Genomic DNA, 20,912 nt, shown 5'->3' with positions numbered 1-20,912 from the left:
AAGTGCAGCACGACCCGGCCGGGACGATCGCCATCGTGGGGATGGCGGGACGGTTCCCCGGCGCTCCCGACACGGACCGCTTCTGGCGGATGCTGATGGACCGCCACGACGCCGTCCGCCCCGTCCCCGCCGACCGCTGGAACGCGGACGGCCCGCTGGACCCCGAGAAGGAGATCCAGCGCCACGGCGGGTTCCTGGAGGACGTCAGCAGGTTCGACGCGGCGTTCTTCGGCGTCTCGCCCCGCGAGGCCGAGGTGCTCGACCCGCAGCAGCGGCTGATGCTGGAGACCAGCTGGCTCGCGCTGGAGGACGCCGGCATCCCCACGGCCCGGCTGGGCGGTTCGCGCACGGGCGTGTACTTCGGCGGGCTGTGGCAGGACTACGAGCGGCTGCGCGAGGACCGCGGGGCCCGTCCCACCCAGCACTCGATCTCCGGCAACGCGCTCGACATGCTGTCGGCCCGCATCTCGTACTTCCTGGGGCTGACCGGCCCCAGCCTCACCCTGGAGACGGGCTGCTCGTCGTCGATGGTCGCGCTGCACCTGGCGTGCCAGGCGCTGCTGTCGGGGGACGTGGAGGGGGCGCTGGTGGGCGCCGCGAACCTGATGCTGACCCCGGACGTGACGATCGGCCTCACGCACTTCGGCGGGCTGTCGCCCACGGGCCGGTGCAGCGCCTTCGGTGCCGGGGCCGACGGGTTCGTCCGGGGCGAGGGGGTGGCCGCGGTCTACCTCAAGACCCTGGAGCAGGCCCGCCGGGACGGGGACCGGGTGCACGCCGTGATCGTGCGCACCGCGGTGAACAACGACGGCGGCGGCGACAGCGTCGTGACCCCGAGCCGGGAGGGTCAGGAGAACCTGCTGCGCCGGGTGTACGAGGGTTCCGGGATCCCGCCGGAGCAGGTCCTGTACGTGGAGGCGCACGGCACCGGCACGCGGGTCGGCGACCCCGTCGAGGCGGGCGCGCTGGGCGCCGTACTGGGCCGGGCCCCGGGGCGGACGACTCCGCTGGGCATCGGCTCGGTGAAGAGCAACATCGGCCATCTGGAGCCGGTGGCCGCGCTCGCGGGCCTGTTCAAGGCGGTGCTGGCGCTCAAGCACGGGGTGGTGCCGCCCAGCCTGCACTCCGCCGAGCTGAACCCGGACATCCCCTTCGCCGACCTGGGTCTGTCGGTGGTGCGCGAGCCGCTGCCGCTGCCGTCCGACGGCCCGGTCTACATCGGCGTGAGCTCCTTCGGCTGGGGCGGCACCAACGCGCACGCCGTGGTCGCCCCGGCTCCCGCCGAGGCGGCCACGGACGCGGATGCCGGGCCCGCGCCGGACGCGGCGGGAGCCGGCGCGCCGTTCCTGCTGCCGCTGAGCGCCCACAGCCGGGCCGCCCTGGCCCAGCGGGCCCGCGACGTACGGGCAGCGCTGGACCGGCCCGGTGCCCGGCCGCGCGAGATCGCGGCCGCGCTGGGCTGGCTGCGCGACCAGTTCCCGTTCCGCGCGGGACTGGTGGCCGCGGACGGCGAGCAGGCGCGGGCGGCACTGGACGCGTACGCCGCGGCACCGGACACCGTCCGGCCCGGCACGGTCACCGGGCGGGCCCGCCGGCGCGGCCGGACCGCGTTCGTCTACCCCGGGCAGGGCTCCCAGTGGGCGGCCATGGGGCGGGACCTGTACGCGCAGGACCCCGTGTTCGCCGGGGAGATCGACCGGTGCGCGGTGGCGCTGGCCCCGCACACCGACTGGGACCTGGTCGAGGTGGTCACCGGTGCGGCCGGCGACGCGTGGCTGGAGCGCGTCGACGTCGTGCAGCCGGTGCTGTGGGCGGTGTCGGTGGCGCTGACGGCGGCCTGGCGGGCCGCCGGGGTGGAGCCGGACGTCGTGGTCGGCCACAGCCAGGGCGAGATCGCCGCCGCGACCGTGGCGGGCGTCCTCTCCCTCGAGGACGCCGCCCTGGTGGTGGCGCGGCGCAGCGCCGTGCTGCGCCGCACCGCGGCCGGCACCGGCCGGATGCTCGCGGTGGACCTGGACGCCGACGCGGCCCGGGCCGCGTTGGAGGGGTTCGAGGACAGCGTGGCGCTGGCGGTGCACAACGGCCCCGGCTCCTGCGTGCTGTCCGGGGACGCCGAATCGGTGCTGCTGCTGAAGGAACTCCTGGAGGCGGACGGCACGTACTGCCGCCTGGTGAACGTCGACTACGCCTCCCACAGCCCGCTCATGCTGGAGCTGGCCGACGAACTGCACGAGGTGCTCGGCGCGGTCCGACCGGGCCCGGCGGAGCTGGAACTGGTCTCCACCGTGCGGGCCGAGGCGCTCGGCGGCGCGGAGATGGACGGGGCGTACTGGGTGGAGAACCTGTGCCGCCCGGTGCGGTTCGCCACCGTGGTCGACCGGCTCCTGGACGAGGACGTCACCCATGTCGTGGAGGTCAGCGCGCATCCCGTGCTGGTCCCGGCGGTCGAGCGGCTCGGCGCCCTGCGCCAGGAGCCCCCGGCCGTCCTGGGCACCCTGCACCGCGACCGCGGGTCGTGCGCCGACCTCGCGGAGGCCTTCGCCCGAGGCCATGTGGCGGGGCTGACCCCGTACGGTCCGCGGCCGACGACGCGCGACGCCGGGCTGCCCCCCTATCCGTGGCAGCGGCAGAGCTACTGGGTGGGGGCCGCGCAGAGCACCGACCGGTCGGCGGCGTTCGCCTTCCCGCTCGCGCCGCTGCCCACCGAGGGCGGGGTACGGCACGGCACGCTGGAGCTCGGCACCGGTTCGCACCCCTGGCTCGCCGACCACCGGGTGCACGACGCCGTGGTGGTACCCGCCGCCGCCGCGATCGAGCTGTGCCTGGGCACCGCCTTGGGCCGCACCGGCGGCGTGCCTCCGTCGCTGCGCGACCTGGCGTTCCACAGCGACATGACGCTGCCCGCCGACGGGCCGCTGCGGCTGGGCGGCGTGTGGCGCGAGGACACCGGGGAGGGCGGCAGCCTGGAGCTGTCCTCCTTGCCGCCGGGCGCCGAGGGCTGGGTCCGGCACGTGCGCGCCCGGGCCTCCTACCAGGACGACCGGCCCGAGGTGCCGGCCTTCCCCGGCGAGCCGGTGGCCGCCCGGGACGTGGACGCCGCCGAGTTCTACCGGACGTGCGCGGCCCGCGGGCTGCACTACGGTCCGGCCTTCCAGGGCGTGCGCGGACTCCGGGTCGCGGGCGACGAGGCGCTCGGACGGGTGGTGCTCCCCGACGGGTGCCGTCCCGGCGCGCGGCGGTTCCTGCTGCATCCCGCCCTGTGGGACGGGGCGTTCCAGGTGTCCCTCGCGCTGTGCGGGCAGGAGGGCACGGTCGTACCGGTCGCCATGGAGCGGCTGCACCTGCTGCCCGGCCGTCCGGCGGGCGTGACCGAGCTGTGGGTGCGCGCGGTGCGACGGGCCGACGGCCGGTTCGACCTCTCGCTGTACGGGCCCGAGCGGCAGCCGGTGGCCCAGGTGGTCGGGCTGGAGCTGCGTCCCCTGGCCCTCGGCGAGGAGCCCGGGGCGGGCGCGGCGCGGGTGCACCGCTTCACGTTCCGCGAGCGCGAGCACGGGGAACCGGGCGAGGTCCGCGGCAGGTGGCGGGTGGCGGGCCCCCGGTCGGCCGCCGACGCCGTCGCGGAACTGGCCCGGGAGCTGGGGGCGGAGGCGGTGACGCTGCCGCCGGGCGCGTCCGCGGACCGGGCCGCCTGGGCCGGGGCGCTGGACGGGCACGACGTCGCCGAGGTCGTGTTCGTGGCGCCGGCCGGGACCCCCGGCCGGCCCGGGGACGCGGCCGCGGGGGACGAGGGCGACCGGGCGGCCGCCGAGGCCGAGCAGCGCGCCGGCCTGCTGGCGCTGGGCGCGCTGGCGAGCGCCTGCGTGGACCGGCCCCGGGCCCCCCGGCTGACGGTGCTCACCACGCGGGCCCGGCCGGCGGGGCCGGCCGAGGCACCCGATCCGGGTGCCGCACTGTACTGGGGGTTCGTCCGGGTGCTCCAGGGCGAGCACCCCGCCTTGGCGGCCCGGCTGGTGGACACGGCGCGGGAGCCGGGCTGGGCGGCGGGGGTCCGCCGCGAGCTGTTCGCCGCCGAGCGGGAGGACCAGGTCCTGTTGCGGGAGGGGCGGCGCCTGGCCGGGCGGCTGGAGCGCGGCGGGCAGCCGTCCGACGCGGCGGCCGCGACACCGCCGTACGCACCGCGCCAACCGTTCCGGCTGCATCCGGGGCCGCGCCCGGGCCTGTGGGAGTCGCTGCGCTACCTGCCGCTCGTACGCCGCGAGCCGGGCCCCGGCGAGGTGGAGATCGAGGTGGACGCCGCCTCGCTGAACTTCATCGACGTGATGAAGGCCGTCGGCACCTACCCGGACGCCTCGGGCGGTCAGGAGCTGCTCGGCGGGGACTGCGCCGGGCGGGTCGTCGCCGTCGGCCCGGGCACCTCCGGGTTCCGGATCGGCGACCGGGTGGTGGCCTGCAAGTTCGGGGCGGTCGTCTCCCATCTGACGGTGCGTGCGGACCACGTGCGGCCGGTGCCCCCGGCCATGACCCAGCAGGATGCCGCCGCGCTGCCGCTGGTCGCCGCGACGGCCTGGTACGCGCTGCGCGACCTGGCCCGGATCGAGCCGGGCGAGACGGTGCTGGTGCACTCCGCCGCCGGCGGGCTGGGCCTGGCCGCCGTCCAGGTGGCGCGGCTGCTCGGCGCCGAGGTGATCGCGACGGCCGGCAGCGTCGCCAAACGGGCCTACCTGCGGGACATGGGCATCGCGGACGTCTTCGACTCGCGGGACCTGTCGTGGGCGGACGCGGTCCTGGAGCGCACCGGCGGCCGCGGCGTCGACGTGGTGCTCAACTCCCTGACGGGGGCGGCGATCCCGCGCGGCCTGGAGGTGCTGGCGGAGGACGGCCGGTTCGTCGAGGTCGGCAAGAAGGACATCTACGGGGAGCGCACGCTGGGCCTGGCACCCTTCCGCAAGGGCGTCAGCTTCGCGGCGGTCGACCTGGAGGGCCTGGTGATGCGCCGGCCCGAGCGGTTCGCCCGGCTGTTCCGCGCGGTGTGGGACGAGGTCGAGGCCGGCCGGCTGACGGCGCTGCCGGTCACCCCGTACGGGTTCGCGGACGCCGCGGAGGCGCTGCGCGCCCTCTCGCACGGCGACCACATCGGCAAGTTCGTGCTGCAGGGGCCGCACGAGGTGCGGCGGGTCGTGGCCGATCCGCTGCCGCACGGCCGGTTCCGCGCGGACGGCACCTACCTGATCACCGGTGGCCTGGGCGACCTGGGCCTGTCGTTGGCCGCGCACCTGGCGGAGCGCGGGGCGGGTTCGCTCGCGCTGCTGGGCCGTTCGGCGCCGAGCCCGGACGCGGCGGCCCGCATCGAGGTGCTCCGGGCCGCCGGCGTCCGGGTGGCGGTGGTGCACGCGGACGTCGCGGACGCCCTGTCGCTGGATCTGGCGCTGGCCACCGTCAGGGCCGAACTTCCGCCCCTGCGAGGCGTGTTCCACGCCGCCGGTGTGCTGCGCGATGCGGTGGTGCGCAGCCTGGAACCCGCCGGGGTGGCCGAGGTGCTGGCACCCAAGGTCGACGGTGCGGCGCACCTGGACCGGCTGACCGCCGACGATCCGCTCGACCTGTTCGTGCTGTTCTCGTCGGCGGCCGGCCTGGTCGGGAACGTGGGCCAGGCGGCGTACGCGGCGGCCAACACCTACCTCGACGCGCTGGCCGAGGCCCGCCGCACCGCGGGGCGCCCCGCGCTCAGCGTCCAGTGGGGCACGTTCGAGCACATCGGTCTGGCGGCCCGGCTGGCCGGGCGCGGCGACCGGCTCGCGGACCGCGGCATGGGCGGGTTCGAGGCCGCCGAGGCATGGCGTGCGCTGGAGGACTTCCTCACCGCCGGCGAGGTGGTCGTCGGCTACGTGGAGCTGGACGCCCGCCGCTGGTTCGAGACGTATCCGGACGCGGCGGGCCGGCCCAGCTGGTCGGCGCTGCTCGGTCCGGCGCGGGACGCCGGGTCCGGGGCGGCCGACGTGCGGCAGCGGCTCGCGGACTGTGCGCCGGAGCGCCGTGCCGAGCTGGTCGAGGAGCGGGTACGGGAGCTGGCGGGCCGCGTGCTGCGGATCCCGGCGGAGTCCATCGACCGGGAGACGCCGTTCAAGTCCCTGGGCCTGGACTCCCTGATGAGCCTGGAGCTGCGCAACCGGCTCGAGGCCGACCTCGGACTGGTGCTGTCACCCACGCTGTTGTGGACGTACGGCAGCCTGCGGCCCCTGGCCGGGGCCCTGGCGGAGCGACTCACGGAAGGGGAGGCGTGATGTCACGGCCTCAGGAGGAAGGGGTGCCCGCACGGGTGACCCCCATGACGCGGGCCATGGAGACGATCCGTGCGCTGCGCGCCGAGTTGGCGGCCCTGCGGGGCGCCGAGCCCGTGGCGGTGGTCGGCGCCGGGCTGCGCGCGCCGGGTGGCGTCCGTGACCTGGACGGGTACTGGCGGCTGCTGGCGGAGGGCGTGGACGCGGTGGGTCCGCTGCCCGAGGAGCGGCGCGGACCGTTCGGGCAGGCCTGGGACGCCGTGCCGCACCGCGGCGGCTTCCTCGACGACGTCCTGTCCTTCGACGCCCCGTTCTTCGGGGTCGCCCCGCGCGAGGCGCGGGCCATGGACCCGCAGCACCGGCTGCTGCTCGAGGTGGCGTGGGAGGCCCTGGACGACGCGGGCATCCCGGCCCGCGGCGCCACGGGCGGGCGCACCGGCCTGTACGTGGGGGTCACGGGGCAGGACTACCGGGAGTGGATGGGCGGGCGTCCCGACGCGTACTGGGCCACCGGCAACGGACACTGGTCCGCGGCCGGCCGGCTCGCGCAGACCCTGGGGCTGGCGGGACCGGCGCTGGCGGTGGACACGGCGTGCTCCTCGTCGCTGGTCACGGTGCACCTGGCCCGCCAGGCGCTGCGGGCGGGCGAGTGCGACGTCGCGGTGGCGGGCGGGGTCAGCCTGGTGCTGTCCCCGCTCGCCACCGAACTCGCGGCGCGCACGGGAGCGTTGTCGCCGGACGGGCTGTGCCGGCCGTTCGACGCGCGGGCCAACGGCTTCACCCGTTCCGAGGGCTGCGGGATCGTGGTGCTCAAGCGCCTGTCCGACGCGCTGCGGGACGGGGACCGGGTGCACGCCGTCCTGCACGGTTCGGCCGTCAACCACGACGGGCGCTCGTCCGGGTTCACGGCACCCAACGTGCTGGCCCAGACCCGGCTGATCCGTGCCGCGCTGGCCGACGCGGGTCTGCAACCGGCGGACATCGGCCTGGTGGAGGCGCACGGCACGGGTACCTCCTTGGGGGATCCGATCGAGGTGGAGGCGCTGGCCGAGGCCCTGGGGCGGGCGAACTCCGGGGCACCGGTGCTGCTGGGGTCCGCCAAGGCGAACATCGGCCACACCGAGTCCGCGGCGGGGGTGCTCGGACTGCTCAAGGCGGTGCTGAGCCTGCGCCACCGCGCGGTGCCGCCCGTGGCGCACTTCACCGCGCTCAACCCGCGGATCGACCTCGCGGGCACCGGCTTCCGGGTCCCCACGGCGCTGGAGCCGTGGCGGGCGGGGGCGGGGGCGTACGCGGGGGTGAGCTCGTTCGGCATGGGCGGCACCAACGCCCATGTCGTGGTCGGTGCGGCGCCCGAGCCGGAGGCGCCCGGGGGCCCCGTGGCACCGGTGACCGGATTCGAGGTGTCCGCACGGACGCCGGAGGCGCTGCGGACGTGGGCGGCGCTGCTGGCCGACCGGCTCGCCTCGGTCGAGGACGGGGACTACCCCGCGTTCGCCTACACCGTGACCCACGGCCGCGCCCCGCTGCCGACCGCCGTGCGGATCACTGCGGGCGATCGGGACGAGGCGGCGGCGGCGCTGCGGTCCCTCGCCGGGGGCGTCGTGCCCCCGACGGGCGAGGCGTCCCCGACGGACGCGGTGTCCCCGGCGGACGCGGCGTCCCCGGCGGTCGCGGGGCTCCCGGCGCACCGCTCCCCGGGCTTCACCGACCTGCCCCGCCGGGTGATCGACCTGCCGGCCTACCCGTGGGAGCGCCGGCGCCACGCTCCGCCGGCGTAGCACGGGAGCGCATGCGAAAGGGGTTCGGCCCGGACGGTGTCCGGGCCGAACCCCTGGCCGGGAGGTGCCTCAGGCCGCCGCGCGGATCAGGTCGACGACCTGCGCGACGGTGAGGTCCTTGGTCAGCGCCTCGAGCGGCACGTCCACGGCGTACTCGTGCTTGATGGAGGCGGTGAGTTCCACGACGCCCAGCGAGTCGATGTCCAGCTCGCCCAGCCTGGCCCCGTCCGAGATCGTGCCGGGTTCCGCGCCGAAGTCGACGAGTTCCCGCTCGACGAACGCGCGGACGGCAGCAAGGTCGGCAGGTCGGGACACGGCATCCTCGTCTTTCTCTTTCGTACAGGGAAACGCGGTGGAGTCTAACCACGGCGGTGTTGCCTCCCGCTAAAGCACCGCTTTCGCGGCACCTAAAACAACTCTTTCGCGCTGCTGACTCCCCCGCTGATCGGCCTTGCCCGCGACCGGGGTCGCTCCTAGGATTGCGGCCGGAAGTCCGAGGACGATAGGACCTGCACATGCTTCGAATGCTCACCAGGCGGCTTCTCGTCATACCGCTCAAGGTGGTTCTGCGCCCGCGCGTTTTCGGGGTCGAGAACATACCGGCTACCGGACCGTTCATCATTGCGGCGAACCACCTTTCGTTCTTCGACTCCATCTTCATCGCGCTGCTGACCCCCCGTCCCCTGTACTTCGTGGGAAAGCAGGGCTGGCTGACGATGCCGGGCCTGAAGGGATGGTTCCAGGGGCTGTTCTTCCGCGCCGTCGGGATGATCTCCGTCGACAGCGCGAACGGCTCGGGGATGATGGCCGGCCTGGAAACCTCGCTGCGCGTCCTGGGCGAGGGAAACGCCGTCGGCGTCCACATCGAGGGCACCCGCTCGCCCGACGGTCGCCTGTACAAGGGCAACACGGGCACCGCGTGGATCGCATTGCGCAGCGGTATGCCGGTCGTCCCCTGCGGGGTGGCGGGGACCGAGCGGGTTCATCCCGCCGGGGCCAAGCGGCTCTACGTGGCGCGCTTCGACGTTCATTTCGGCGCCCCGATGACCTTCGACGAACACGTCGGAAGGGAATCCGAGCGCCGGGTGAGGCGGGCCGTGACCGACCAGATCACTCAGCAGATCGCCGCACTGACGGGTCAGGAGTACGTCCACGTGTACGCGGCGACCGTGAAGAGCCGACAAACCACCGGAACGTGAACGGGCCGCGGCCGGTGCCGGCGGTCCCCGACGAAACTCCCGGCCCGGTCTGTGAGCGACGTCACGCGAGGCCCCCCGGCGCCGATGTGGGCAACTACCGCGCATCCCCGACCAGTTGACGCACCCGGCACCCAACGGGCCGAAATGCCCACCATTTCGGACCAATGCCGTTCCGCATCAATACCGCGCATCTCGATTCGGCGGAACGGAATCATTACGAACCTCAAATCGACCTCAAATCCGCCTTGTGCGTTCAAGCCAGTGTTGACTGGCATCGAACCCCTAAGTCATGATCACGTCAGCTGGCCTTGGGGGGAGGCGAGTGCCCCTTCCCTGTCGCCGTTGCATCGGATCGGACTGAGGTAGGGGATATGAGGTTCCGGGTGCTTGGACCTGTCGAGATCGAGACGGGGGAAGGGTTCCAGGCGACCCCGAAAGCCCTGAAGCTGCGGTCCCTTCTCGCTTATCTCTGCGTGCACCGCGGCGAGGCGGTTTCCTCCAGCAGACTCACCGAGGCCCTTTGGTCGGGCGCCCCGCCGCGCACCGCGTCGACCGCGCTCCACGTTTACGTCTCAAAACTCCGTAAACACCTCGACGGTCTGGGACTGGACGCCTCCTCGGTCATCACCACGCAGCCCCCCGGCTACCGTCTCAACCCCGGTGATTACACTCTCGACGTCGCCGAGTTGGACACCCTGCTCACCACCGCTGCCGAACTCCGCCGGCGCGGCTGCCCGGAAAGGGCGTCACAGGTTCTGGGGCGGGCCGTTTCGCTGTGGCAGGGCCGGGCCCTCGAGGACCTCCGCGAGCTCCCCCTCTTCGACTCCATCGGGCGTCAACTCGACGAGCGGCTCTCCTTCGCGCAGGAGCAGCGGTTCGAGATCGAGCTGGAACTGGGCAATCACAAGGGGATCGTCGGCGAACTCTACTCCCTCGTCGACGACCGGCCGACGTGGGAAAACCTTCACGAATACCTGATGCTCGCGCTGTACCGCGGCGGCCGGACGGCGGAAGCGCTGTCCATATTCGACAGGATCCGACGCAACCTGGTCGGGGAATTCGGCATCGAGCCCGCTCCCCGGCTCCAGCGCCTGCACCATGCCGTCCTGACGCACGACCCGTCCCTGGGTGCCCACTTCGAACTCAGCGGCACGGCGGCGCGGAGCATCTGACACGGCGGCCCCGTACGCTGCCCCTCCCGCACCCGCCCGCTGCCCCCGGGACCCGCAGTGCGCCGTACGCCCTCAGCCCTCGTCGCCCCACGGGGGCGTGGGCTCGCCGTCCGCGTCCAGACCGGCCGGCCACCGGCTGCCGAGGCGGAAGTGGAGCCCCTGGCCGGCGTCCGCCGCCTCCCGGAAGAGGGCCGCGGCCGACCGCTCGTCCCCCCGTTCCTCGTACCGGCGCCCCAGGACGCGCAGCGCGTCGACGCTGCCGGCGTCCGCCGCCTCCCGGTACAGGCCTTCCACGTCGCCGTGGCACCCGTCCCGGTCCCGGGACACCGCCAGACCCATCAGGGCGTCGTCGTCCCCGAGCGCGGCGGCTTCGCGGTAGAGCGGCTCGGTATCACCGCTGACGCCGTCCCTGTCCCGCCAGCGCGCCAGTTCGTGCAGGGGGTGGTGGCGCCTGTGGACGTCCGTGTGGACGGCCCGGCGGGCGAGCGCCTCGGCGCCCGGTCGGTCGCCGCTCTCGTCCCGCCACCGGATCAGCTCCAGCATCGCGTACGGATGGCCGGCGTCGGCGGCCTCCTGGAAGAGGCGTTCCGCACCCGCCCCGTCACCGGTCTTCGCACGCAGGACGGCCAGGTCGCGCAGCGCCGCGGGGCGACCGTCGCCGGCCGCCCGCCGTGCGAGGGCCTCAGCGTCCTCGGGGCGGCCCGCACGCTCCCGGAGGACGACCAGGGCCCGCGTCGCCCCGGGATGGCCGGCCGCCTCCGCCTGCCGGAACAGGGAGTCGGTGGCGGCCACGTCGCCCGTCGCCGCGCGTCGGACCGCCAGGTCGAACAGGGCCTGCACGCGGCCTCCGTCGGCCGCCCGCCGTGCCAGGGCCTCGGCCTCCGTCCGGTCGCCGGCCTCCTCCCGCAACAGGGACAGGAGGTGGAGGGCGCGGACGGAGCCGGCGTCGGCGGCGTGGCGGTAGAGCTCCTCCGCGGCCGCCGCGTCGCCCTCCTCCCGGCTGCGTGAAGCCAGGTCGCACAGCAGCCCGGGAGACCCGGCGTCGGCCAGCGCCCGGGCCGACGCCAGTGCCTTGGGGCGGTCCCCGTTCTGCTCCCGCAGCTCCGCCAGGTGCTGCAGGGCCGCGGTGTGACCGGCCCGCGCCGCCGCGCGCGCGAGGTCCTCGGCACCGTCCGGGTCCCCGGCGCCCTCCCGCAGCATCGCCAGGTCGCCCAGCGCCTCCGGGTGCCCGCTCTCCGCCGCCTGCCGGAAGAGTTCCGCGGCCTCGGCCAACTCCCCCTCCTCGACCCGCCAGATCCCCCTCGTGTGGAGGGTGACGGGCCCCCAGGCGGCGGCGTCCCGGGCGAAGGCCGCCACGACCTCGGGGTCCCGCGGGTCCCGGCTCTCCCACACGAGGTCCATCAGGTCGTGCAGCCGGTCCTCCGCCGTCACCCCCTGCGCCGGAGGTGCGGGAGTCCCGCCCCGTTCGACGGAGTCCGCCCGGCGGGACAGGTGGTGGGCCCACCGGAGACGGTGCCGGGCCGTCGCCTGTGCGGCCAGGGAGCGGAGGTCGTCGGCGTGCGTGAGGTGCGCGTGGGCGGCGCTCCAGAACGACTCGGGAGGGCAGTCTCGACGCCGGGCGCCGCGACCGTACTGCTCGAGGTAGTCGGCGAGCCGCAACATCCGCCCGGCACCGGGCACTTCGCCGGGAGCGGTCCCGGACGCCCCGTCGGGTGGCCGGCGAGCGGGCCGGGTTCCGGTCGCCCGCAGGGGAGCCTGCTTGCCGTGGACCGGCTGCGCCAGCTCGTTCAGCGCCGCCCGCTCCCAGTCGGCCGTGTGCTGGAGGCCGTCGTAGTCCTCCTCGCCGATGTAGTCGACGGCGGCGGCGGTCAGGAAGTCCTCGGGCAGGTGGAGCCCCACGCCCAGACGGCGTGCGTCCATGGCCGCTTCGAGCAGCGCCCGGGCGCCGGGACTCGCCGTCAGGTAGCGGTGCTGGAGCAGCGGGGCCCCCGCCAGGTCCTGGGCCACCCGCCCACTGGTCCCGGCCCGGCCGAGCGCGTCGGCGAGCAGCCGGTCACCCGCCTTCGCCCGTACGGTCGCCTCCCGCAGCGCCTTCGCGTCGAAGACCTCCGCCACCGGGACGATCCGGCCCGCCAGGAGCTCCCGTACGTGGCTGTGGGGGTCCGGGGCGCCCGGGGTGTGCGGGGCCGTGTACCGGCGCGCGTACTCGGGCCACAGGGTCCCCAGTACGAGGACCGGGCCGCGGTCCGGGGCAGTCAGGAGCGCGCGGAGGGCGGCCGCGACCCGCTCCCCCCGGCGGGCGTCGCCCAGGTAGTGCTGGGCCTCGTTCAGCCAGACGACGGTGCGCGGACCGACGCGGGCGAGATCCTCGAGGGCGGCCTCCACCCGTGACGGGTCGAAGGGGTGCCACAGCCGCCACCCCTGCGCCGCCAAGGGCTGTACGGCTTCCCAGCACGCCCGCGTCTTGCCCGTCGAGGACGACCCGACGAGCACCACCATCTGGCGGTGCCCCGCACCGGCCGCCGCGACCGCGTCGGCGAGTACCCGGTCGTGCTCCCGCGACACGTACCCCGAGAGCAGCGGAACGGGCGTGGGGCCGACCCCGGGTCCGGCGGGGTGGACCTCCAGGTGATGCGGGTCCCAGTCACCGATCGGCTTGCCGAGGGGCCCGGCCTCCGCCGGCCCCTCGGGGGCCGCGGTCGCCGACCGGCGCAGGCCGAGCAGTTCGGCGACCGGCAGGCCGAGCGCGTCGGCGAGGGCGGCGACGGTGCCGGCCGTGGGCACCGGGGCCCGGTGGTTGAAGGCCTCCTGCACCGTCGTGCGCCCCAGTTCGGCCCGGGCGGCGAGCTGGGTCTTGGTCAGACCGGCCAGGGCGAGGCCGTCGTCCAGCCGCCTGCGCAGCTCCGCGAGTGCCGCGTCGCGCTCCCGGCGTCCACTGTCCACCTGCCCGACCCTCTCGCCCCGCGTGTTCGTCGGTGTTCATCATCCCCCGTCCGAACCACGGCGAACACGGTTTCCCCGACGCTCGGTCCTGCCCCTGGCCGGTCAACCGCTCGGAGTCGTCGTGCCCACTCCCGTACTCGTCCTGGTCGTCACCGCGCTGGTGCTGCTGTTCGCCCTGCTGGCCGCGGCCGGCGCGGGCAAGCTCGCGCGCCTCGACGGCGCGTCCTACGCCACCGCCCTGGCACGGGCCGCCGTGACGTTCGCCGCGGTGCTGACGCTCGCGGCCGCCGTGACCTCCGCCCTGGCCTCGGTGGTGTGACGGCCCTCGTCGCGGCCGCCCGGACCCCTGCGGCCACCTACGCCCCCGGACCCCCACGCCTGCCCACCCGCCCTTCGACCGTCACGCCCGCTCGGCCCTCACGGGGGCGGCGTGGTCCAGATGCCCTCGGTCTGCCACGCGGGCCGATCAGTCGAAGTCCGCCTCGAACCGGGCCAGCGCGGTCCAGTCCAGCGGACGCAGGATCTCGGCCAACCGGCCGAAGGGGTCCGCGCCGGGCTGCTGGAACCACACCACCGACAGCTCGGTATGACCGTCCTCGACCACGCCGTCGGGCAGCCAGGGCGCACTCAGCCTCGCCTCCACCCTGGCCCGCGGCAGCCAGGTGTCCACCCGCGCGGCCGCATCGGCCCGAATGCGGTCCAGGTCGTGCACGTACAGACCCTGCGACTTCGCCAGCCGCTTCTCCAACTGCAGGATCCTGAACCGGCGGTGCAGGTACGGCGTGCCCTCGAGCATGCCTTCGAGGTCGTCCCGGATGCGCAGCTCACGCAACTCGGCGCGGATCTCGCCGACCCGAAACGTACGCAGCTCGAGATCGTCGTCCATGGCGCGCAGCCTGACAACGCGGCCGGGCGGCGCACCCGCCGTCATGACGCAGCCGACCACCCGGCGGCGAGCCCCCGGCAGGCACAGCACAGATCCTCCGAGCAGAGCAACCAAATCCGAAACCAAGAGGATTTGAACAGATCACAAAAGTTCACTTGGCGCGAATAAACGGACGTCAAGCCGCCCGCCGTCCATTAACCCTTTAGGCTGACTATCTCTTCCCGGGCTGACGCATCAGGATTTTCAGTGACGGGAATCCATGGAAAGCGCGGCCGATTGCAGGGGAATGTCAGAAATTGATGTACCGGCCTTCAGGAAACCGTCGCACGTGAGGGGGCTGGAACTCGCCAGGGCCCTGACCGAGGCGCCGCTGGACCGGATCTCCGGAACACTGCTGGTGGCCGGGGATCCTGGCGGAGCCTTCCACCTCAGCGGCGGCGCGATCGTCGAGGTGGTCTCACCGGGAGCGCCCGGGGCGGAGACCCTGCTCCTGCGATCCGGCCGGCTCAGCGAGGCGGACTGGGCCTCCGCCACCCGGTCGACTACCGCGGGGCATGCCGTCGGAGCCGAGCTCATCGCCCGCGAACTGGTCGGCGCCGCGGAATTGCAGCTGATATGCGTAGCCGCAGCGCTGGACGGAGCCCTCGCCGTCGGAATGGGCAGAATTGATGGTTTCAGATTGGACCGGGACGCATACGGCTGTCGACTGGCCGCCCCCCAGGCCATCGAACCCGACTGGCTGGTACGCGAGGCGGAACGGCGGATCCGGGCCCTCGTCTCGCGCCGCCACCCCTTCTCGCCCTTCCGCACCCGGCTGAGCCGGACGGAGGCCGGCACCGCGGCGCTGGACACCGCCGCGACCGGAGAACGTCGGGAGGTCCTGCTCCGGCTGAACGGCCGACGCAGCGCCAGGGACATCGCGTTCCTCCTCGGCCGCAGCCTGTACGCCGTCGCGGTGGAGGTGTCCCGGCTGCTGATGGAGGGGCTGGCCGAGGCGGTGGTACCCGCCCGGCCCAGGGACCACCTCGTCAGACCCGGCACCACCGCGGGCGGCCTGCCGCGCCGCCTGCCGGGGGCCAGCGGCGTCAACGACGTCCTGCCGCTCAGGCCGGCGGCCGGTCACTAGCGGGCCGGCGGGGCCGAGCAGCACGTTCCGGTGGCGGACGCCCTCGTCGACCGCCACCGGCGGCACACGCACAACGAACATGACAGGAGAGCAGTGACAACCAGGAAAGCCCAGCTGGTAGCAGAGGTGAGGACACTGAGGGAACAGGTCGTCGGCGTCACCGACGTCGTGGTGGCCTCCGTCGACGGCCTGCTGATCACCGCGGAGACCGACGACACCGCGGAACCCGAGAGCCTGGCCGCCCTCACCGCGGCGACCCTCAGCATCGCCCGCCGGGCAGGGTCCATGACCAGCAGGGGCATGCTCCACCACACGGTGTCCCGGTTCACCGACGGCTACCTCGTCACCCACGCCCTCGGCGAGATGGCGCTGATCGGGGTGCTCGGCGACGCGGGCATGGACATCGCCCGCCTGCACATCGAGGCGCAGGCCTCCGCGCAACGCATCACCACCCTGCTCACCCAACCCGAGGCGGACGCGGCCGCTCCGCGGTACCCGGCAGCGGGACAGCCCGACGGAACCGAAGAAGGAGCACGATGAGCGGGTCGGAATCGCGAGGACCGCAGACCATGGCGGGGCGGGTCACGAGCATCGTCAAGGCCTTGCGCGCCGAAGTACCGGACTGCGTGGCCGCGGGAGTCATCGACATGTCCACGGGCATGCTGCTGTCGGTGGAGACCGTCGACTCGCACCCGCCGGAGGTGCTCGACATGCTGGCGGCGGCCACCCTCGACCTGTTCCAGGGCCGCAACGTCCTGATGATCGAGGGCATCTTCAAGGAGCGCCGCGGGGTCGTCAGCGACCGCCACTACTTCCAGGAGATCCTCGTCAACAGCGACAACCTCGCGCACCTCTTCCTCAGGGTGGAGAGCGACGACGAGGTCGTGGCGGTGGTCGTCTGCCGCAAGACGGTGAACGTGGGCATGCTCTTCGCCCAGGCCCGCCGCGTCCTGAAGGACCAGGGACAGCTGTGAGCGGCCCCGCGCCCGTACGCGCGTCCGGCGCAGCCCTCCGCCCCTGACGGCACCGTGTCGGACGGCGCGCTCCGGGTAGGCGCCGTCCGTCAAGGGTTCGGCGCCGACGGCGCCGGACGGTGGAGAGGAGCGGCCGTGAGGCGGAGTCCGATGGGCGGGTCCGGTGACCGGATCGCCGATCCGTGGGGGCGCCGCACCCCCTACGGCCGGGGCGGGGAGTGGCCCGTACGCACCGACTCCTGCCTGGCCGAGGGGGTGTCCGAGCAGGACGTGGACGTATGGGTGCGGGCGGCTTCGCTCCTGCACTCCGACGGTGACGCGATGGACATCGCCGTCCGGGACGGGCGGATCGTCGGGGTCCGCGGCCGGTCCGGCGACCGCGTCAACCGGGGCCGGTTGGAGCCGAAGGACCTGTACGCGTGGCAGGCGAACGGCTCCGCGGACCGGCTGACCCGGCCGCTGGTCCGCGAGGGCGGACGCCTCGTCGACAGCGACTGGCCCACGGCGATGGGGCGCATCGTGGCCAGGTCGCGGGAACTCATCGCTTCCCGCGGGCCGGAGGCGCTCGCCTTCTACACCTCCGGGCAGCTCTTCCTGGAGGAGTACTACACGCTCGCCGTCCTCGCCCGGGCCGGGATCGGCACCCCGCATCTCGACGGCAACACCCGTCTGTGCACGGCGACGGCGGCGGAGGCGCTGAAGGAGTCCTTCGGCAGCGACGGCCAGCCCGGCTCGTACGAGGACATCGACCACGCGGACGCCGTCGCCCTGTTCGGACACAACATCGCAGAGACCCAGGTCGTCCAGTGGATGCGCATCCTGGACCGGCTGGACGGTCCGGACCCGCCCCGTCTGCTGTGCGTCGACCCGCGGCGCACCCCGGTGGCGCGCCGGGCGACCGTACACCTCGCGCCCCGCCTCGGCACCAACGTGGCACTGCTCGACGCCCTGCTGCACGAGGTCGTCCGGAACGGCTGGACCGACCCGGGGTTCATCGCCCGGCACACGGTCGGCTTCGACGCCCTGTGCGAGCAGGTCGAACCGTGCACGCCCCGGTGGGCCGCCGACATCTGCGACGTACCGGCAGTCGCGATCGAGGAGGCCGCCGAGCTGCTCGGCACCGCCGACCGGCTGCTGTCCACGGTGCTGCAGGGGTTCTACCAGGCGAACCAGGCGACCGCCGCGGCCGTCCAGGTCAACAACCTGCACCTGCTGCGCGGCATGCTCGGCCGTCCCGGGGCCGGGGTCCTCCAGATGAACGGCCAGCCCACCGCGGAGAACACGCGCGAGTGCGGAGCCGACGGGGACCTGCCGGGCTTCCGGAACTGGCAGAACGAGGACCACGTGGCCGACCTGGCGCGGCTCTGGAACGTGGAACCGTCGGCCATCCCCCACGACGGACCTCCCACGCACGCCATGGAGATCTTCCGCCTGGCGGAGCAGGGCGCGGTACGGATGCTGTGGATCAGCGCCACCAACCCGGCCGTGTCCCTGCCCGAACTGGCGCGGATCCGCTCGATCCTCTCCCAGGACGGCCTGTTCACGGTCGTCCAGGACCTGTTCCTGACCGAGACCGCGCAGTTCGCCGACGTGGTGCTGCCCGCAGCCACGTGGGGCGAGAAGACGGGCACCTTCACCAACGCCGACCGCACCGTCCACCTGTCCGAGAAGGCCGTGGACCCACCCGGCGAGGCCCGGCCGGACCTGGAGATCTTCCTCGACTACGCGGCCCGTATGGGCTTCGAGGACAAGGACGGCGGCCGCCTGGTCCACTGGAGCGGTCCCGAGGAGGCCTTCGAGGCCTGGAAGCGGTGCAGCGCCGGACGCCCCTGCGACTACAGCGGGCTGAGCTACGAGAAGCTCCGCGGCCCCAGCGGCATCCAGTGGCCGTGCACCGGGCACGCCCCCGACGGCACGGACCGCCTCTACCGCCACGGCGCGGCCTGGGCCCATCCGGACCTGTGCGAGTCGTACGGCAAGGACCTGGTGACCGGCGAGCCGCTGGGCGAGGAGTGGTACCGGTCGGTGAACCCCGACGGGAAGGCGCTCATCAGGCCCGCCCCCTACGTCCCGCCGCAGGAGTGGCCGGACGAGCACCACCCCTTCCACCTGACCACCGGACGCACCCTCTACCACTTCCACACCCGCACCAAGACGGGACGCACGCCCCAACTCGCGGACGCCGCCCCGGACGTGTGGGTGGAGATCGCGGACGCCGACGCCACCCGCCTCGGGCTGGCGGAAGGCGACCTCGTCGAGGTCACCACGCGGTGCGGAGCACTGCGCGGACGACTGCGCATCGGCTCCGTCCGCCCGGGAGTCCTGTTCGTGCCCTTCCACTACGGGTACTGGGACACCCCGGCCGGCTGCGCCCCGCGCTCCGGAGTTCCGGGGCGGGCCGCGAACGAGGTGATCGCCACCGTCTGGGATCCCGTTTCCAAGCAGCCGCAGTTCAAGACGGCCGCAGCGGCCCTGAGGCTCGTCGAACGAGCCGGCCGCCCCGGCCGCCCCGGCCGCCCCCTCAAGGTCTGACCGGCCGCGCACGAACCCACCGCCACCGCCGGGGTGTGACCGCGTCCGTGCGGGTAGACGCCTGGCATGAGCGACCCAGGACCATGGAAGCCGGGTGAGGTCGTGCCGCAGAGCGGCATCTACGCCTGCGACTGCGGCAAGGTCCACCTGTGGAGCAAGAGCACCGACGTACGGGGGCACCGCTTCCCGCCGCTGCCCTACGACTGTTCGGGACAGGCGTGGACCCTGCGCACGCAGGCACACCCTGACACGGACTGACAGCCGCCGTGCGGCTGCGGACCAGCGACCCCCACGTGGCCGGCCTGCGACGGGTGCGCCACGGCCGGGGCTTCCGGTACCTCGGCGCGGACGGCCGCCCGCCGGCGGAGCCGGACCTGCGGCGGGCCCGCGCCCTCGTGATACCCCCCGCCTGGAAGGACGTCTGGATCTGCCCGTGGCCGAACGGCCACATCCAGGCCGTGGGTACCGACGCCGCCGGGCGACGCCAGTACCTCTACCACCCCGCGTTCCGTGAACAGCAGGACGCCGCCAAGCACAGGCACGTCCAGAGCGTGGCCCGCTCGCTGCCCCGGCTGCGCGCGCAGGTGACGCACGACCTCGCCGGGCGCGGCCTCACCCGGGCCCGGGTCCTGGCCTGCATGACCAGGCTGCTCGACCTGGGGTTCCTGCGGATCGGGGGCGAACGGTACGCCCGGGACAACGGAAGCTTCGGCCTCACCACGCTGCTGCGCGAGCACGCCACGTGCCGGAGGGGCGAGATCCGGCTGCACTTCCCGGCCAAGTCCGGCCGGACGATCACCCGGACGCTCGTGGACGAGCAGGCTCACCGGGTGGTCAGGGCGCTGATCCGGCGCAGGGAACCCGGGCCGCGGCTCTTCGCGTACTGGGAGCACGGGGCGTGGCACGAGGTCCACGCCGAGGACCTGAACGCGTACCTGCGGGCGGGGTCGGGTCGGGACGTGACCGCGAAGGACTTCAGGACCTGGTACGCCACCGTGCTCGCGGCGGTGGCACTGGCCGTGTCCCAGGGCGCGGCCGACGCGTCCCCCGTCCGGCGCGGCAGGATCGAGGCGCGCGCCGTGCGCGAGGTCAGCGAATACCTGGGCAACACGCCCGCCGTGTGCAGGGCTTCCTACATCGACCCCCGCGTCATCGAGCTCTACGAGGACGGCCGGACCGTCGCCCCCGCCCTCGGCGTCCTGGGCGAGGACGGCCCCCTGGGGCGGCCCGCCACCCAGGGGGCGGTCGAGCGGGCCGTTCTGAGGCTCCTGCACGCGGGCCGGCCCTGACCGAGCCCGTGCAAGCAGGCCGGTCCTGACCGAGCCCGTGCACGCGGGCCGGTCCTGCCGAGCTCCTGCAAGCGGGCCGGGTCCTGAGGATGGTCCTGTGCGCAGGACTCCGATCCCGACCACGGTACGGCCGGCCGGCATGCCCCCGAGCCGGTCGGCGCTCAGGCCGCCGCGAGGTGGACGTGGACGGTCTTGCCGCCCTCGGGCGTCGGTCGGACCTCCACGCCCTCGGCCAGCCGGTTCACCAGTCGCCAGCCGAACCCGTCGCCGGCGCCCGCCACGTCCTGTGCCCGCAGGCGGGGGACTTCCGGGCTGGTGTCGGTGACGTCGACGTCGATGCCGCCCCCGGCCCAGGCCAGCGCCAGGGTGCAGGGCCCCGGGGTGTGGCGGACGGCGTTGGTGACCAGCTCGGACACGACCAGCAGCGCGGTCTCCTGGACGACGGCGGGGACGACGTGGCCACAGGTGCGGGCGTCGTCGACGAAGCGGCGGACCTCCTCGCGCGCCCGGGCCGCGGCCCCCACGGTGCCGCAGTCGCACCGGCGTCGTACGGGATGGGCCATCAGCCCTCCTCGAACCGCTCGCGTTACCGGCTCTGACCCGCGCTGCTGCCCCACGTCGCCGACCCCATTCCCCCTTGGACCCGCCGATCCCCGGTAGCGCGACGTCGACGACGCGCCGCCCGCTCACCGGGCGGTGCAGCGGACACTTCCTGTGTGAGAAATCCGGGAC

General features: G+C 74.2%; 15 protein-coding genes. 11 read left to right on the top strand and 4 right to left on the bottom strand.

The features are described from left to right. Window positions 1–2: 2 nt before the first annotated feature. Both IF43_RS0105405 and IF43_RS0105400 read left to right on the top strand, forming a co-directional pair. Window positions 3–6,281 carry a type I polyketide synthase gene (locus IF43_RS0105405; protein WP_030194541.1) on the top strand — a complete coding sequence of 2,093 codons (6,279 nt, stop codon included), beginning with the start codon at window positions 3–5 and terminating at the stop codon, window positions 6,279–6,281. A gap of 23 nt (window positions 6,282–6,304) precedes the next feature. Beyond that, a complete protein-coding gene (locus IF43_RS0105400; protein ID WP_234331958.1) occupies window positions 6,305–8,059 on the top strand; it encodes a polyketide synthase in 1,755 nt (584 codons plus the stop codon). Between the two features lie 69 nt (window positions 8,060–8,128). Here IF43_RS0105400 and IF43_RS0105395 read toward each other — a convergent pair whose 3' ends face one another. Next, window positions 8,129–8,374 (bottom strand): acyl carrier protein, encoded by a 246-nt coding sequence (locus tag IF43_RS0105395; RefSeq protein ID WP_030194534.1) that lies wholly within the window; start codon window positions 8,372–8,374, stop codon window positions 8,129–8,131. 200 nt (window positions 8,375–8,574) lie between these two features. On the opposite strand from IF43_RS0105395, the gene IF43_RS0105390 reads away from it, so the two are divergent. Continuing rightward, window positions 8,575–9,258: a 1-acyl-sn-glycerol-3-phosphate acyltransferase gene (locus IF43_RS0105390; protein WP_030194529.1), complete on the top strand. Its 684-nt coding sequence runs from the start codon at window positions 8,575–8,577 to the stop codon at window positions 9,256–9,258. A gap of 371 nt (window positions 9,259–9,629) precedes the next feature. Then, window positions 9,630–10,430: a BTAD domain-containing putative transcriptional regulator gene (locus IF43_RS0105385; protein WP_037887400.1), complete on the top strand. Its 801-nt coding sequence runs from the start codon at window positions 9,630–9,632 to the stop codon at window positions 10,428–10,430. A gap of 72 nt (window positions 10,431–10,502) precedes the next feature. Here IF43_RS0105385 and IF43_RS0105380 read toward each other — a convergent pair whose 3' ends face one another. Then, on the bottom strand, window positions 10,503–13,373 hold the full coding sequence (locus IF43_RS0105380) for a helix-turn-helix domain-containing protein (RefSeq protein ID WP_063753269.1): 2,871 nt from the start codon (window positions 13,371–13,373) through the stop codon (window positions 10,503–10,505). Window positions 13,374–13,494: 121 nt separating this feature from the next. Here IF43_RS0105380 and IF43_RS0105375 point away from each other — a divergent pair, with 121 nt between their 5' ends. Beyond that, window positions 13,495–13,692 carry a hypothetical protein gene (locus IF43_RS0105375; protein ID WP_030194521.1) on the top strand — a complete coding sequence of 66 codons (198 nt, stop codon included), beginning with the start codon at window positions 13,495–13,497 and terminating at the stop codon, window positions 13,690–13,692. 147 nt (window positions 13,693–13,839) lie between these two features. Here IF43_RS0105375 and IF43_RS0105370 read toward each other — a convergent pair whose 3' ends face one another. Continuing rightward, complete coding sequence (locus IF43_RS0105370) at window positions 13,840–14,259, bottom strand: hypothetical protein (RefSeq protein ID WP_158939163.1); 420 nt, start codon at window positions 14,257–14,259, stop codon at window positions 13,840–13,842. A 328-nt stretch (window positions 14,260–14,587) separates the two neighbouring features. Here IF43_RS0105370 and IF43_RS0105365 point away from each other — a divergent pair, with 328 nt between their 5' ends. The 6 genes from IF43_RS0105365 (at window position 14,588) to IF43_RS0105340 (ending at window position 20,180) form a co-directional block, all read left to right on the top strand. Further along, window positions 14,588–15,385, top strand: a complete 798-nt coding sequence (locus tag IF43_RS0105365; protein ID WP_051794706.1) for a hypothetical protein — start codon at window positions 14,588–14,590, stop codon at window positions 15,383–15,385. Between the two features lie 93 nt (window positions 15,386–15,478). Continuing rightward, on the top strand, window positions 15,479–15,925 hold the full coding sequence (locus tag IF43_RS0105360) for a roadblock/LC7 domain-containing protein (protein WP_234331957.1): 447 nt from the start codon (window positions 15,479–15,481) through the stop codon (window positions 15,923–15,925). A gap of 29 nt (window positions 15,926–15,954) precedes the next feature. Beyond that, window positions 15,955–16,359, top strand: a complete 405-nt coding sequence (locus tag IF43_RS0105355) for a hypothetical protein (protein ID WP_030194513.1) — start codon at window positions 15,955–15,957, stop codon at window positions 16,357–16,359. A 150-nt stretch (window positions 16,360–16,509) separates the two neighbouring features. Further along, on the top strand, window positions 16,510–18,891 hold the full coding sequence (locus IF43_RS0105350) for a molybdopterin oxidoreductase family protein (RefSeq protein WP_030194511.1): 2,382 nt from the start codon (window positions 16,510–16,512) through the stop codon (window positions 18,889–18,891). 66 nt (window positions 18,892–18,957) lie between these two features. Then, window positions 18,958–19,149 (top strand): hypothetical protein, encoded by a 192-nt coding sequence (locus IF43_RS0105345; RefSeq protein ID WP_030194509.1) that lies wholly within the window; start codon window positions 18,958–18,960, stop codon window positions 19,147–19,149. 8 nt (window positions 19,150–19,157) lie between these two features. Next, a complete protein-coding gene (locus IF43_RS0105340) occupies window positions 19,158–20,180 on the top strand; it encodes a DNA topoisomerase IB (RefSeq protein ID WP_030194507.1) in 1,023 nt (340 codons plus the stop codon). A 161-nt stretch (window positions 20,181–20,341) separates the two neighbouring features. Here IF43_RS0105340 and IF43_RS0105335 read toward each other — a convergent pair whose 3' ends face one another. Next, window positions 20,342–20,743, bottom strand: a complete 402-nt coding sequence (locus IF43_RS0105335; RefSeq protein WP_030194504.1) for an ATP-binding protein — start codon at window positions 20,741–20,743, stop codon at window positions 20,342–20,344. Window positions 20,744–20,912 lie beyond the last annotated feature (169 nt).

Origin of the sequence: Streptomyces sp. NRRL S-87, from assembly GCF_000719335.1 — a bacterium.
Classification (GTDB): Bacteria; Actinomycetota; Actinomycetes; order Streptomycetales; family Streptomycetaceae; genus Streptomyces.
This window is presented reverse-complemented; position numbering and strand designations above follow the sequence as displayed.

What these genes read in the sequence shown, in the direction of transcription:
- IF43_RS0105370 (WP_158939163.1), bottom strand. Translation starts at nt 14,259, where the DNA reads ATGGACGACGATCTCGAGCTGCGTACGTTTCGGGTCGGCGAGATCCGC.
- IF43_RS0105345 (WP_030194509.1), top strand. Translation starts at nt 18,958, where the DNA reads ATGAGCGACCCAGGACCATGGAAGCCGGGTGAGGTCGTGCCGCAGAGC.
- IF43_RS0105390 (WP_030194529.1), top strand. Translation starts at nt 8,575, where the DNA reads ATGCTTCGAATGCTCACCAGGCGGCTTCTCGTCATACCGCTCAAGGTG.
- IF43_RS0105350 (WP_030194511.1), top strand. Translation starts at nt 16,510, where the DNA reads ATGGGCGGGTCCGGTGACCGGATCGCCGATCCGTGGGGGCGCCGCACC.
- IF43_RS0105335 (WP_030194504.1), bottom strand. Translation starts at nt 20,743, where the DNA reads ATGGCCCATCCCGTACGACGCCGGTGCGACTGCGGCACCGTGGGGGCC.
- IF43_RS0105355 (WP_030194513.1), top strand. Translation starts at nt 15,955, where the DNA reads ATGGCGGGGCGGGTCACGAGCATCGTCAAGGCCTTGCGCGCCGAAGTA.
- IF43_RS0105385 (WP_037887400.1), top strand. Translation starts at nt 9,630, where the DNA reads ATGAGGTTCCGGGTGCTTGGACCTGTCGAGATCGAGACGGGGGAAGGG.